The sequence below is a fragment of the Mycobacterium sp. 1245499.0 genome, from assembly GCF_001673615.1.
Lineage (GTDB): Bacteria > Actinomycetota > Actinomycetes > Mycobacteriales > Mycobacteriaceae > Mycobacterium > Mycobacterium europaeum_A.
On the sequence record NZ_LZMG01000040.1, the window covers coordinates 1 to 13,646 of the forward strand.

At 69.2% G+C, this 13,646-nt stretch carries 11 protein-coding genes and 2 pseudogenes; 8 read left to right on the top strand and 5 right to left on the bottom strand.

The genetic code is table 11. From position 1 onward, the window contains the following. Positions 1-347, bottom strand: a pseudogene (locus tag A5646_RS01925) (hypothetical protein); the annotation flags it as partial. Here A5646_RS01925 and A5646_RS01930 point away from each other — a divergent pair. Both A5646_RS01930 and A5646_RS01935 read left to right on the top strand, forming a co-directional pair. Then, a pseudogene (locus A5646_RS01930) lies at positions 271-783 on the top strand (hypothetical protein); the annotation flags it as partial. The pseudogenes A5646_RS01925 and A5646_RS01930 overlap by 77 nt on opposite strands. A 139-nt stretch (positions 784-922) precedes the next feature. Beyond that, positions 923-2,749, top strand: a complete 1,827-nt coding sequence (locus A5646_RS01935) for a phosphoenolpyruvate carboxykinase (GTP) (RefSeq protein WP_066866049.1) — start codon at positions 923-925, stop codon at positions 2,747-2,749. 26 nt (positions 2,750-2,775) lie between these two features. Here A5646_RS01935 and A5646_RS01940 read toward each other — a convergent pair whose 3' ends face one another. After that, positions 2,776-3,882 carry a sensor domain-containing diguanylate cyclase gene (locus tag A5646_RS01940; RefSeq protein ID WP_067019487.1) on the bottom strand — a complete coding sequence of 369 codons (1,107 nt, stop codon included), beginning with the start codon at positions 3,880-3,882 and terminating at the stop codon, positions 2,776-2,778. A 252-nt stretch (positions 3,883-4,134) separates the two neighbouring features. Here A5646_RS01940 and fadD4 point away from each other — a divergent pair, with 252 nt between their 5' ends. Both fadD4 and A5646_RS01950 read left to right on the top strand, forming a co-directional pair. Continuing rightward, positions 4,135-5,652 carry a fatty-acid--CoA ligase FadD4 gene (gene fadD4, locus A5646_RS01945; RefSeq protein ID WP_066866045.1) on the top strand — a complete coding sequence of 506 codons (1,518 nt, stop codon included), beginning with the start codon at positions 4,135-4,137 and terminating at the stop codon, positions 5,650-5,652. A 3-nt stretch (positions 5,653-5,655) separates the two neighbouring features. Continuing rightward, positions 5,656-6,609 (top strand): enoyl-CoA hydratase/isomerase family protein, encoded by a 954-nt coding sequence (locus tag A5646_RS01950; protein ID WP_067019490.1) that lies wholly within the window; start codon positions 5,656-5,658, stop codon positions 6,607-6,609. Here the strand turns inward: A5646_RS01950 and A5646_RS01955 are convergent. Together A5646_RS01955 and A5646_RS01960 are read right to left on the bottom strand one after the other, a co-directional pair. Next, on the bottom strand, positions 6,594-7,037 hold the full coding sequence (locus tag A5646_RS01955) for a CD225/dispanin family protein (RefSeq protein WP_066866041.1): 444 nt from the start codon (positions 7,035-7,037) through the stop codon (positions 6,594-6,596). The genes A5646_RS01950 and A5646_RS01955 overlap by 16 nt on opposite strands. A gap of 129 nt (positions 7,038-7,166) precedes the next feature. After that, positions 7,167-8,321: an acyl-CoA dehydrogenase family protein gene (locus A5646_RS01960; RefSeq protein ID WP_066866039.1), complete on the bottom strand. Its 1,155-nt coding sequence runs from the start codon at positions 8,319-8,321 to the stop codon at positions 7,167-7,169. Positions 8,322-8,454: 133 nt separating this feature from the next. Here A5646_RS01960 and A5646_RS01965 point away from each other — a divergent pair, with 133 nt between their 5' ends. From A5646_RS01965 to A5646_RS01975, 3 genes are read left to right on the top strand one after another with little or no spacing between them, the layout of a single operon-like run. Continuing rightward, a complete protein-coding gene (locus A5646_RS01965; RefSeq protein WP_066866037.1) occupies positions 8,455-9,471 on the top strand; it encodes a MaoC family dehydratase in 1,017 nt (338 codons plus the stop codon). A 31-nt stretch (positions 9,472-9,502) separates the two neighbouring features. After that, positions 9,503-10,684: a CoA transferase gene (locus A5646_RS01970; protein WP_066866034.1), complete on the top strand. Its 1,182-nt coding sequence runs from the start codon at positions 9,503-9,505 to the stop codon at positions 10,682-10,684. After that, on the top strand, positions 10,678-11,991 hold the full coding sequence (locus A5646_RS01975; RefSeq protein ID WP_066866032.1) for an amidohydrolase family protein: 1,314 nt from the start codon (positions 10,678-10,680) through the stop codon (positions 11,989-11,991). The genes A5646_RS01970 and A5646_RS01975 overlap by 7 nt, the downstream gene beginning before the upstream one ends. A gap of 7 nt (positions 11,992-11,998) precedes the next feature. Here the strand turns inward: A5646_RS01975 and A5646_RS01980 are convergent, their stop codons facing one another. Beyond that, entirely contained in the window at positions 11,999-12,898 is a 900-nt protein-coding gene (locus tag A5646_RS01980) for an alpha/beta hydrolase (protein WP_067019493.1), read from the bottom strand. Positions 12,899-13,078: 180 nt separating this feature from the next. Between A5646_RS01980 and A5646_RS01985 the strand changes: the two genes are divergently transcribed. Beyond that, positions 13,079-13,646 (top strand): alpha/beta fold hydrolase (locus tag A5646_RS01985; protein WP_067019496.1); only part of this gene is annotated, 568 nt, incomplete at its 3' end.

Sequence of the window (13,646 nt, forward strand, 5' to 3'; positions counted from 1 at the left end):
ACCATGTAGGTGAGCGCCAGCGAGATCGCCACGCACGCCAGGGCCGCGACGACGGCCAGCGCCGGGTTCAGCCGCGAGGCCACGCCGCTCATCAGCCGGCTCAAGGTCAGCGCCACCCCGAGTCCGAACCCGACGCCCAGCACCACCATCAGCCAGGTTTCCTGCCGGCGCGATTTCAGCGGTGGCGGCGCCGCATCGACCTTGGGCAGCTGCTCGAGCGGCGGCAGTTCCATCGGCACGTGCACCGCCTGCGCCACCTCGGCGAGCTTCAGGTCGGTGTCGCGGCTGAACCCGGCGCTGGCCGTCGTCGCGGCCCTGGCGTGCGTGGCGATCTCGCTGGCGCTCACCTACATGGTGATCAACATCCGGGCGTTGCTGCACGACCGGTCGCTGCTGGACCGCTGGACGGGTGACGTGACGGCCGCGCTGCAGTCGGTCGTCGAGGAGCTGGTCGCCACCCGCGTGCTGGTCGCCGAGTCGGTGCTGAGCAAAGGGCTGCTGGCCCAGGACGAGGCCGAGAACGCCCAGGTGTCGGCCGCCGTCGGCGTCATCGACGCCGAACTGCGCGAGCACGCCCTGGCCGCCGCGCGGGCCGCGGCGGCGCGGGATCGGGAGATGCCGGCGGTGACGGCCGCGCTGGCGGCGGTGCGTGCAGAACTGGGAGAACCGGGTATACGAGAGGACGAAAGTCACGCCGAAGAGGGTGGCGCTGACGACACCGAAAAACCCGTTTCGAGGAGCGAAGATGGCGATTCGTCGGGACCTTCTGAATCGTTGTTGTGAGAAGGCTTATACCTGCCCGAGACTCACCCGACAAGGTCCTCACGATAACCTGTAGTTAACGCCACCAATTCCTTAATTGTGTGGGCGAGAGCATAGCGAGCAGCACGAGCCCGATACGCAGAAGATCCAGGAGAGTTCGATGACCTCAGCGACCATTCCCGGTTTGGACACAGCACCCACGAATCACCAGGGCCTGCTGTCATGGGTGCAGGAGGTCGCCGAGCTCACCCAGCCCGACCGGGTGGTTTTCGCTGACGGCTCCGACGAGGAGTTCCACCGGCTGGCCGCCCAGCTGGTCGAGGCGGGCACGCTGAAGAAGCTCAACGAGAAGAAGCACCCCAACTCCTACCTGGCGCTGTCCGACCCGTCCGACGTGGCGCGGGTGGAGTCGCGGACCTACATCTGTTCCAAGCGTGAGATCGACGCCGGGCCGACCAACAACTGGATGGACCCGTCGGAGATGCGGTCCACGATGACCGAGCTGTACCGGGGCTGCATGCGCGGCCGGACCATGTGGGTGGTGCCGTTCTGCATGGGCCCGCTGGGCGCCGACGACCCGAAGCTGGGTGTGGAGATCACCGACTCGGAGTACGTCGTCATCTCGATGAAGGTGATGACCCGGATGGGCAAGGCCGCGCTGGAGAAGATCGGCGACGACGGGTTCTTCGTCAAGGCGCTGCACTCGGTGGGCGCACCGCTGGAGCCGGGGCAGAAGGACGTGCCGTGGCCGTGCAACGACACCAAGTACATCACCCACTTCCCGGAGACCCGGGAGATCTGGAGCTACGGCTCGGGTTACGGCGGCAACGCCCTGCTGGGCAAGAAGTGCTACTCGCTGCGCATCGCCTCGGCGATGGCCCACGACGAGGGCTGGCTCGCCGAGCACATGCTGATCCTCAAGCTCATCTCCCCCGAGAACAAGGCCTACTACTTCGCCGCGGCGTTCCCGTCGGCGTGCGGTAAGACCAACCTGGCGATGCTGCAGCCGACCATTCCAGGCTGGCGCGCCGAGACGCTCGGCGACGACATCGCCTGGATGCGGTTCGGCAAGGACGGCCGCCTGTACGCGGTCAACCCCGAGTTCGGTTTCTTCGGCGTCGCGCCGGGCACGAACTGGAAGTCCAACCCCAACGCCATGCGCACCATCGAGGGCGGCAACACCGTCTTCACCAACGTGGCGCTCACCGACGACAACGACGTCTGGTGGGAGGGCCTGGAGGGCGAGCCGCAGCACCTGATCGACTGGAAGGGCCGCGACTGGACGCCGGACTCCGGCGAGAAGGCCGCCCACCCCAACTCGCGCTACTGCACCCCGATGTCGCAGTGCCCCATCCTGGCGCCCGAGTGGGACGACCCGCAGGGCGTGCCGATCTCCGGCATCCTGTTCGGCGCCCGCCGCAAGACCACGGTCCCGCTGGTGACCCAGGCCCGCGACTGGCAGCACGGCGTGTTCATGGGGGCCACCATGGGCAGCGAGCAGACCGCCGCCGCCGAGGGCAAGGTCGGCACCGTGCGCCGCGACCCGATGGCCATGCTGCCGTTCCTGGGCTACCACGTCGGTGACTACTTCCAGCACTGGATCGACCTGGGCAAGAACTCCGACGAGTCCAAGCTGCCCAAGGTGTTCTTCGTCAACTGGTTCCGCCGCGACTCCGACGGCGGCTTCCTGTGGCCGGGCTTCGGCGAGAACAGCCGGGTGCTCAAGTGGATCGTGGACCGCATCGAGCATCAGGCCGGCGGCCAGGACACCCCGATCGGCATCGTGCCGACGGCCGACGACCTGGACCTCGACGGCCTGGACGTCGAGGGCGGCGACGTGGCCAAGGCGCTGGCGGTCGACCCGGCCGAATGGCGCGAGGAACTGCCCCTCATCGAGGAGTGGTTCGAGTTCGTCGGCGACAAGCTGCCCACCGGCGTCCGCGACGAGTTCGAGGCCCTCAAGCAGCGGCTGTCCGAAGCCGGCTGACCCACCCTCGGGCGCGGGCTGACCGATCAGCCCGCCAAACGCGAATCGGGGCTGGCCTTCTTTTCCGCGTACATCAGCTCGTCGGCGCGGGCCAGTAGTTCGTCCACGCCGGCGGTGTCGGAGACCGGTGCGCGCACCAGCCCGATGCTGGCCGACACCCGGTAGGGCCGATCCCCGGTCTTGTTGAAGTTCCCGAACGCCGCGGCGAGTCGCTCCTCGAGTGACGTTGTGCCGTCGCCGTTCTCGGTGACCATCACGCAGAATTCGTCGCCCCCGATGCGGGCCAGGATGTCGGACTCGCGGCGAATCGTCCGCAGCACATGGGCGACGTCCCTGAGCAGTTTGTCGCCCACCTCGTGGCCCTGCTCGTCGTTGACCTTCTTGAGGCCGTCGACGTCGAGGAAGGCGAGCACGCAGTTGTGGCCGAAGTGGTGGGCCCCACGGAGTTTCTGCTCGGCCAGCAGGTAGAAGCCGCGACGATTGTTCAGCCCGGTCAGCTCGTCGGTCACCGACAGCCGGCGGATCTCCTCGTTGGCGCGCTCCAGCGCGGCGGTGCGATCGCGCACCCGCTGTTCCAGTTCGGAGTACAGCTGGACGTTCTCCAAGGCGATCGAGGTCGAGTCGGCCAGGGCCTGCAGCAGGTGCACCTCGTGTTCGGACGGCTGATGCGGGGCGGCCCAGTAATTTCCGATCGCGCCGATCGGATCGAGCTTGCGGATCGGCACCATCACCAGGCTCTTGACGAAGGTGGGGCGGTACAAGGTGTGCGGGATGCGCGAGTCGCGGTAGATGTCCGGGATGACCGCCGCGTCGCGGTTGAGCATCGCCCACCCGCTGATGCAGGACCTGATCGGTAAGCGGCTGCCCTTCCACAGCGGGGCGATCGCATCCTCGTCGGCGTAGTAGCACCGGTCGTCGTCCCGCAGCACGAACGTGGCTCCGTCACACCCGGTGAGCTCCCGGGCCCGGGTGCGCACGATCCGCTGGATGTCGGGCAGGGTGCGCGCCAGCGAGAGCTCCTGAACCGCATGCACCAGGCGCTCCATGCCGTCGACGTAGTCGGACGGCGCGACCGCGGGGGCCGGCGGGGCAGCGGCGCATGCCGCGGGCTCGGATGCCTGCTCGGCGGTCATGCGCACCTCCGGTGCGAAGTGGCGTACCCGCCAAGGCTAACTTCCACGGCCAACGGCACTGTACTTAACTGCGTTATCGGCGGCGACTTTCCCGCGGGCCGCGGCCGGCGCCCAAAATGACCGGACGCGCGCATCGCGACGGCGCCGCGAGGGCGTCGGCCGGCGCCGCGAAACGCTTTGCTGGAGCGGGGGTGGCGCCGCGGCCGCCGACCACTTAACACCCGTCAAGTTTGGCGGCGGTACAGTCTGCGCATGCAGATCCGCCCGTATATCGGCGCCGACAAACCTGCTGTCATCCTGTACCCGTCCGGGACGGTCATCACCTTCGACGACCTCGAAGCGCGAGCCAATCGCCTGGCGCACCGGTTCCGCCAGGCGGGCCTGCGCGAGGGCGACACGGTCGCCATCCTGATGGAGAACAACGAGCACATCCACGCGGTGATGTGGGCGGCTCGTCGCAGCGGTTTGTACTACGTGCCGATCAACACCCACCTGACCGCGGCAGAGGCGGCCTACATCATCGACAACAGCAGCGCCAAAGCCATCATCGGCTCGGCGGCGCTGCGCGACACGCTTGCCGGCCTGGCCGAGCACCTCCCCGGCGGACTGCCCGAGCTGCTGCTGATCGCCGATGGCGACCTGCCGAATTGGGAGCGCTACCCGGAATGCGTTGCCGGACTGCCCGATACCCCGATCGCCGACGAGATCGAGGGCGACCTGCTGCAGTACTCGTCGGGCACCACCGGCCGGCCCAAGGGCATCAAACGCGAATTGCCGCACGTGCCACCGGCCGAGGCGCCCGGCATGATGTCGGCGCTGGTCAGTTTCTGGATGACGCCCGATTCGGTGTACCTCAGCCCGGCGCCGCTGTACCACACGGCGCCGTCGGTGTGGTCGATGAGCGCGCAGGCCGGCGGCATCACCACGGTCGTCATGGAGAAGTTCGACGCCGAAGGCTGCCTGGACGTCATCGCGCGCCACCGGGTCACGCACGGCCAATTCGTGCCGGCGATGTTCACCCGCATGCTGAAACTGCCTGAGCAGGTGCGTCATTCGTACGACCTGTCCAGCCTGCAGCGGGTGATGCACGCGGCGGCCCCGTGCCCGGTGGAGATCAAGAAGCAGATGATCGACTGGTGGGGGCCGATCATCGACGAGTACTACGCGTCCTCCGAGGCGCACGGATCGACGCTGATCACCGCCGAAGACTGGCTGGCCCATCCGGGCTCGGTCGGCAAACCCATGGGCGGCGCCGTGCACATTCTCGACGAGCACGGCAACGAGCTGCCGCCAGGACAGGCCGGCGAGATCTACTTCGAGGGTGGGTACTCGTTCGAATACCTCAACGACCCAACCAAAACCGCCTCATCGCGCGACAAGCACGGCTGGGCCACCGTCGGGGACATCGGCTACCTGGACGACGAGGGCTACCTGTACCTGACCGACCGGCGCCACCACATGATCATCTCCGGCGGGGTGAACATCTACCCGCAGGAAGCCGAGAACCTTCTGGTCACCCACCCGAAGGTGTTGGACGCCGCGGTGTTCGGGGTGCCCGACGACGAGATGGGCCAGCGGGTGGTGGCGGCCGTGCAGACCGTCGACGCGGCCGATGCCACCGACGAATTCGCCGACGAGCTGACCGCGTGGCTGCGAGACCGCTTGGCGCACTACAAATGCCCGCGATCGATCGCCTTCGAAGCGCAGCTGCCGCGCACCGACACCGGCAAGCTCTACAAGAATGGGCTGATCGAGAAGTACTCGGTGTGAGTCATGCTCCGGGTGGTCGACCTGTCGAGTGCGCCGCACGACGGCCCGGGGTCGCCGCCCGGGGTGATCGTCGCCGTCGGCTCGGCCGCTGACATCGAATCGGCCGAATCCTGGCTTGCGGCGGCAACTTTCACGCTGACCGAAGATCCCTGCGCCGACCGGCGGGTGGTCACCGTCGACTCGCTGTCGGCGACGGTGGACGAACTGACGGCACGCTGCGATCGGTGGCCGCACGCCAGTGGGGTCTGTGACGACGTCCTGCGCGCGGTGGACCCACTGGGCCCGACGCTGTCCGGAGTGACGACCGAGTCGCTGGCGTACTCGACCCTGCAGGCCGGCCCGGAGTTCGCGCGGTGGCTGAGCGAGCGGGGCCCGGCACGCGTCCCCGAGATCGCCGACCCGGTGCGGGTGACGCGCGACGGCAACGTCGTGCGCATCGCGTTCAACCGGCCCCAGCGGCACAACGCGTTCTCCACCGATGCGCGCGCGGCGCTGTTGGAGGCCCTGGCCGTCGCGCAGCTGGATCCGTCGGTCACCGGCGTCGTGTTGAGCGGCAACGGCCCGTCGTTCTGCAGCGGCGGCGACCTCGCCGAGTTCGGCACGTTCTCCGACCCGGCGAGTGCACACCTGGCCCGTACCCGCTACAGCCCGGCCCTGGCGCTCGACGCGCTGGCCGCCAGGCTCGGCCGGGCGTGCCGGGCCGAGGTGCACGGCCGGGTGATGGGCAGCGGACTGGAGATGGCGGCGTTCTGCGGGTGGGTCACCGCCCGCGACGACGCGGTGTTCGGGCTACCCGAATTGGCGCTGGGACTGCTTCCCGGCGCCGGCGGCACCGTCAGCGTCACACGGCGGATAGGCCGTTGGCGCACAGCGTATCTCGTGTTGTCCGGGCGCACCGTCGGCGCGCCGACCGCGCTGGAATGGGGGTTGGTTGACGAGGTTCAGAAACTCGAATAGGTGGTGGTGGTCGTGGACGGGATGGACGACACGATCGCCGCGAACATGGCGAACCACAGCACCACACCGATCACCGCCGCGACGGCACCCACGACCGCGCCGATGATGGCCCACTTCTTGGCGTTGTTGGACGCCTCCTGGGCCTCGGCGTAGCGGCCCTGGGCCCACAGCCCGGACACCTTAGTGGAGTGGACGATGGACACGATTCCGAACGGCAGGCAGCACAGCACCGTGACCAGGATCGCCCAAACCAGATAATTCTCGGGCTCCTGCCATCCCGGCTGGGGTGCCGGCCATCCGGCCGGCGGAGGCTGGCCCTGCCACCCGGGCGGCTGCTGAGCCTGCCATTCCGGTTGCTGGCCTTGCCATTCCGGTCGCTGCCCCGGCCATTCTGGCGAACCTCCGGGCGGCACGGGAGGATAACTCATGGCGGCTGCCTTTCCCTGTGGTTCCCTCGGTTGGCGAACAGCTTTACTGCCGTTCCGGTTCGCCGGCCGGAGAAGTCAGGCAAATATACTCCCAAACTTTGCTCCGGTCCGTGAGATTTGCGGGCCGGATCAGATCCCGCCCCGCGTCACCAGCTGGCGGGCGATCACGTTGCGCTGGATCTCGTTGGTGCCTTCGCCGACGATCATCAGCGGCGCGTCCCGGAAGTAGCGTTCCACGTCGTATTCGGTGGAATAGCCGTAGCCGCCGTGGATTCGCACCGCGTTCAGCGCGATCTCCATGGCGACCTCGGAGGCGAACAGTTTGGCCATCCCGGCTTCCATGTCGCAGCGTTCGCCGCTGTCGTATCGCTCGGCGGCGTACCGGGTGAGCTGGCGGGCCGCGGTGAGTTTGGTCGCCATGTCGGCCAGGTAGTTGCCGATCGACTGGTGCTGCCAGATGGGTTGGCCGAAGCTCTCGCGCTGCTGGGCGTAGGCCAGCGCATCTTCGAGCGCGGCGGTGGCGACGCCCAAGGCGCGGGAGGCCACCTGGATGCGTCCGGTCTCGAGCCCCTTCATCATCTGTGAAAAGCCTTCGCCGGCAACGTCACCCAGTATCGCCGAGCGGGGCACCCGGAAGTCGTCGAACGAGAGCTCGCACGACTCGACGCCCTTGTAACCCAGCTTCGGCAGGTCCCGCGACACCGTAAGGCCCGGCCCGTGCTCGACGAGCACGATCGAGATGCCCTTGTGGCGGGGCGTGGCGTCTGGGTCGGTCTTGCATAGCAGCGCGATCAGCCCGGAACGGCGCGCGTTGCTGATCCAGGTCTTGGATCCGTTGATCACCAGGTGATCGGCGTCGCCGGGAGCCGCGGGAAGCGCGGTGGTGGTCATGTTCTGCAGATCCGAACCGCCGCCGGGTTCGGTCAGCGCCATAGTGGCGCGCACCTCGCCACTGGCCATCCGCGGCAGGTAGCTCCGCTTCTGCTCCTCGGTGCCGAACAGAGTCAGCAGCTTGGCCACCACGGTGTGGCCGCCCATCGCACCGGCCAGGCTCATCCAGCCGCGCGCCAATTCCTCGGTGACTCGCACGTAGCACGGCATGGAGACCGGCGACCCGCCGTATTCCTCCGGAACGGCCAGACCGTAGATCCCGATCCGCTTCATCTGCTCGATCCATGCCTCGGGGTAGGTGTTGGCGTGCTCGAACTCGCGGATGCTCGGTTTGACGCCGCGGTCGATGAACGCCCGCACCGTGGCGACCAGCATCTCTTCTTCGTCGTTCACCTGTGATCACCTAACCGATTGCGCCGAACGTCGACTTGATGGGCAAAACCGTACGAATTGACGTCAGCAAGTCGACGTTGGGGGTTTGATCCGAATTGACCCTTGATTCCACAGCCTGCCAGCATGGGGCGTTGTGACGAGTGACGGGTATGCGGCAATCCGCGAGGGCGGGCCGTACTTCGACGACCTCTCGGTGGGGCAGGTGTTCGACTGGGCGCCGTCGATGACGCTGTCGTCCGGGTTGGCGGGGGCCCATCAGGCGATCGTCGGCGACCGGCTGCGGTTGGCGCTGGACGCCGACCTGTGTGCGGCGGTGACGGGCCTGCCGGCGCCGCTGGCCCATCCGGGGCTGGTGTGCGACGTGGCGATCGGGCAGTCGACGCTGGTGACCCAGCGGGTCAAGGCCAACCTGTTCTATCGGGGCCTGGTGTTTCACCGTTTCCCGGTGATCGGTGATTCCCTCTACACCCGCACCGAAGTGGTTGGGCTGCGGGCGAATTCGCCCAAGCCGGGGCGGGCGCCGACGGGGCTGGCGGCGCTGCGGATGATCACCATCGACCAGGCCGATCAATTGGTGCTCGACTTCTACCGCTGCGGCATGCTGCCCGCCGGCCCGGATTGGCAGCCCGAGGACGGGCCGCACGACGATCTGTCCGGCATCGGCGCCGACGTGCCCGGCCCGGCCCACGATCCGACCGCGCAATGGGACGGCGAGGTGTTCCGCAACAAGGTGCCCGGTCCGCACTTCGACGCCGGCCTGGCGGGTTCGGTGCTACACAGCACCGCCGACGTGGTGAGCAGTGCACCCGAGCTCGCCCGGCTGACCTTGAATATCGCTGCCACACACCATGATTCGCGAGTCAGTGGGCGTCGGCTGGTGTACGGCGGGCATACCATCGGGCTGGCCTTGGCGCAGGCCGGCAGGTTACTGCCCAATCTGGTGACGGTGTTGAACTGGCAATCCTGCGATCACACCGGGCCGGTGCACGAGGGCGACACCCTCTACAGCGAACTGCACGTCGAATCGGCCGAGCCCACCGGGCACGGGGGCGTGCTGGGACTGCGTTCGCTGGTCTATGCGGTCAGCGACACCGCGGCCGAGCCGGACCGTCCGGTGCTGGACTGGCGGTTTCACGCGCTGCAGTTCTGAGGCCGACGTGCGCCACGCGCACAATGGGGACGTGAGCTCGGCCGCCACCAAATGGGGAAGTAGCGGGCTGGCCTATTTGACCGGCCTGCCCGACGGTCCCGCCGACTTCTCCCGCGCCAACCTGCTGACCCGCGCCGACGAGATCGCGGCGGCCATCGGCGACAGGCTGGGCGTCGGTGTCGATGCGCCGAGCGTGCTGACGGGGCGGGCGGCGTTGCTGGGCTTGAGCCGCGCCGGGCGGGTGTCACCGGGCGGCGCCACGCGGCTGCTCGCCGCCCGGGATGGCTGGTGCGCGCTGACTCTGTCGCGCGCCGACGACCTCGACGCCGTCCCGGCGCTGCTGCAGGCCGACGACATGCCCGCCGACCCGTGGCCGGTGTTGCAGCGCTGGGCGGGCACCCACCGGGTGGCCGAGATCGTCGAACGCGCGGGGCTGCTCGACATTCCGGTGGCGGGCCTGGGCGAGGCGGCGCCCGCGCCGCCGCGGATCCGCGTCCAGGGATCGCGGTTGGCGCCGCGCGGCCCGCAGGGGCTGCTGGTGGCCGACCTGTCCTCGATGTGGGCGGGTCCTTTGTGCGCGGGCCTGCTCGCGCGTGCCGGTGCGACCGTCGTCAAGGTCGAAAGCCCGCGACGTCCCGACGGCACCCGGGCCGGGAACCCGGCCTTTTTCGACTGGATCAACGGCCAAAAGCTCTGCTATGGAATCGATTTCGACACCCAGGCCGACGAACTGCGGGAACTGCTGGCCGCCAGCGACATCGTCATTGAGGGCTCGCGCCCCGCGACACTGGCGCGCCGGGGGCTCGGGCCCGAGGACGTCACGGCGCGCGCCGGCCGAATCTGGCTGCAAATCACCGGATACGACGGCCACAGACCGGGATTCGGCGACGACACCGCGGTGGCCGGCGGGCTGGTCGGCACCGGCGCCGACGGGCCGGTATTCTGCGGCGACGCCATCGCCGACCCGCTGACCGGGCTGGAGGCGGCCCTGGCGGTGGCCGAAGCCCTGGGCCGCGGCGGCGGCGAGTTGATCCGCATCTGCATGGCCGGGGTCGCCGCGACCTACGCGGCGCTACCGACCGGGCCCTCGGCATCGGGCGCACCCGTGTCGGCGCCGTCGGCCCCACCGGCCGCACCGCCGGCGTCCGGACTGGGCGCCGACAACGAGGCGGTGCGGCGCCTGGTCGACCAAAGGCGTTGCCTACCATGCTAATTCAGCGGGCCACCTTGCTGGACGGGAGGACAGCGGACATCCGGGTGGGCGCGCTGATCGAAGAGATCGCGCCGCCGGGTGAGGGCCTGGTGGCGCGCCCGGGGGAGGGCGTGCTGTACGCCCGCGGCGGCACCGTCCTGCCCGGCCTGCACGACCACCACGTGCACCTGCGCTCGGCGGCCTCGGCCCAGGATTCGTTTCTCGTCGGGCCGCCCGGGGTCAGCACCGAAACCGAGCTCACCCAATTGCTGACCAACGCCACACCGGGCCCCGACGGCTGGATTCGCGCTGTCGGCTACCACGATTCGGTGGCCGGAGAACTCGATCGGGGTGCGCTGGACGCCATCGTTCCCCACATTCCGGTGCGCATCCAGCACCGCAGCGGGGCGCTGTGGATCCTCAATTCCGAAGCGCTGGGCCGGGTCGGCCTGTCCGAGCATCCCGACGGTCGGCTGCGCAGCGCCGACCGCGGCTGGTCGCTGGCCCTGCAGCGGCGCGAAACCGATCTGGCCGAACTGAGCCGCCGGATCACCGCGACCGGTGTCACCGGCGTCACCGACGCCACCCCGGACCTGGACGCCGACGACATGGCGTCGCTGACGGAGGCGCACCGGCGAGGCGAGTTCCGGCCCCGGCTGAGCTTCCTGTCACCGGGCAAGAAGATCCTGCACGACGACAGCCTGGACCTCGAGGCGCTCACGGAATGGGTTACGCACCAGCACGATAGCGGTCGGCCCGTCGCCGTGCACTGCGTGACCGCCGCCCAGCTGGTGGTGACCATCGCGGCCCTGCGCGAGGCGGGCGGCCACCCGCGGGACCGCATCGAACACGCCGCGGTGGTGCCCGACGACAATCTGGCCGACCTCGCCGAGCTCGGGGTCACGGTGGTGACGCAGCCCAACTTCGTCGCCGAGCGTGGCGACCAATACCTCGCCGAGGTCCCCGCCGCCGAACACGATCAGCTATGGCGCGTCGCATCCCTGCGCAAGGCGCGGGTGCCGGTCGCGCTGTCCACCGACATGCCGTTCGGCCACGGCGATCCCTGGACGGCGATGCGCGCCGCGGTGCACCGCACCACGGTTCAGGGCGCCGTCCTGGGCCCGCGCGAATGCGTCTCGGCGCGAGAGGCTTTGACGATGTTCCTGGGCCGGGCCGATCAGCCGGGCCGGCCGCGCACCGTGGACATCGGGCAGCCGGGCGACCTGTGCGTGCTCAACGAACCGCCGCAGACGGCGCTGGCCGCCCTGGACGCCGGCCTGGTGGCGGCGACCGTCATCGGCGGTGAGCTGATCTACTTCGCGATGTGAGGTGCTGTCAGGTGGCCGGGCTGAGCGCGGCGCGCAGACTGTTGCATTGGCTGTCGAAAAACCGCCGCGACACTTGGGCTTTCGGCAACACCAGGTCGAAGCCGTGGAAGGCGCCCGGAATGGTTTCGACCTGGCACGGCACCCCCGCGGCGGTCAGGCGCTCGGCGTAGGCGAGGTCTTCGTCGTGGAACAGGTCGTGCGTGCCCACCCCGATCCAGGCCGGCGGCAATCCGCTGAGGTCGTCGCGGCGGCCGGGGACGGCCACCGCGGGGTCGGCGTTGCCGAGATAGGCCGCCCAGCCGAACTTGTTGCTGCGGTTGTCCCACAGCCGGTAGTGCGCCCGGGGTGCGGTGGCCGAGCTGCGGTCGTCGAGCATGGGATAGGTCAGCAGCTGAAATGCCGGGCTGAGCTCGGCACGGTCGCGGGCCAGCAGGGCCAGGGCCGCCGCGAGGCCGCCGCCGGCGCTGGCGCCGCCGATGGCGATGCGGTAGCGGTCCACCGAGGGCAGCCCGGCCAGCCAGGTCAGCGCCGAATAGCAGTCTTCCAGCGGCGTGGGATACGGATGTTCGGGCGCCAGGCGGTATTCCACCGATGCGACGGTGATGCCCAGCCGCCTGCTGAAGCCGCTGCAGAGCTGGTCATCCTGCTGGGCGGTGCCGATCACGTATCCGCCGCCGTGGATCCACAACAGCGCGGGCGTGGTTTCGGTGACCCCGGCGGGCCGGAACAGCCGAACGCCGGCCCCCGAATCCAGGGTGACCACCTCGACCCCGGCCACGGGCTTGCCGAGGCGTCCCCGCCACGCGATCCCCGCCCGCATGAGCGGCAGGGTCCGGGGACCCACGAGCCGGCGTGGGGCGATGCGGACAAATCGTTGCAGGTCAGGATGAACATCGTTGTTCGTCACCGCATCAGTATCACCGACGCGGAAAATCATCAGGACGGCTGTGTGGCATCTGCCGCGCACGATTGGACGTCAGGAGGCAGCGTGACCGCCAATAACCCCCGGCTGGCTTCGCGGTTCGTCGACACGGTTCTCGGAACGCTGCACGTCCAGGTCAGCGCGGGCACCGGGCCCGCGGTCCTGATGTGGCCCAGCCTGTTGATGACGGGCGACCTGTGGGCCGGCCAGGCCGCGCGCTTCGGCGACAGCCATCGGCTGGTGCTCATCGATCCGCCCGGCCACGGCGGCAGTGCGCCGCTGCGCGCGATGTTCGACTTCACCGATTGCGCCCGCTGCGTCGTCGAGTTGCTGGACGGGCTCGACCTCGACAGGGCCCACTTCGTCGGCAACTCATGGGGCGGCATGATCGGCGGCACCTTCGCCGCCCGCTACCCCGACCGCCTCGACCGCGCGGTGCTGATGAATTGCACGGCCTCTAAAGCCCCTGTCGCGCAAAAGATTCAGTACGCCGCCATGCTCCGGTTGGCGAGGTTGCTGGGCGGCATCCGGCCGCCGCTGACCCGCTCGGCCGTCCGCGCCTTCTTGGGCCCGACGACGCTGCGCACCCGCCCGGACGTGGTGGCGACCGTGCAGGCAGCCGTGCAGTCGGTGAACACCGATTCGGTGCGCTGGGCGGTGCGCAGCGTGGTGTCCGCCCGGCCCGACCAGCACGCCCTGCTGGCCGGGGTCACCGCCCCGGTGCTGGTGGTCG

Excerpts from the sequence above, each read along its gene's own strand:
- A5646_RS01935 (WP_066866049.1), top strand. The coding sequence starts at position 923 with ATGACCTCAGCGACCATTCCCGGTTTGGACACAGCACCCACGAATCAC.
- A5646_RS01940 (WP_067019487.1), bottom strand. The coding sequence starts at position 3,882 with ATGACCGCCGAGCAGGCATCCGAGCCCGCGGCATGCGCCGCTGCCCCG.
- fadD4 (WP_066866045.1), top strand. The coding sequence starts at position 4,135 with ATGCAGATCCGCCCGTATATCGGCGCCGACAAACCTGCTGTCATCCTG.
- A5646_RS01950 (WP_067019490.1), top strand. The coding sequence starts at position 5,656 with ATGCTCCGGGTGGTCGACCTGTCGAGTGCGCCGCACGACGGCCCGGGG.
- A5646_RS01955 (WP_066866041.1), bottom strand. The coding sequence starts at position 7,037 with ATGAGTTATCCTCCCGTGCCGCCCGGAGGTTCGCCAGAATGGCCGGGG.
- A5646_RS01975 (WP_066866032.1), top strand. The coding sequence starts at position 10,678 with ATGCTAATTCAGCGGGCCACCTTGCTGGACGGGAGGACAGCGGACATC.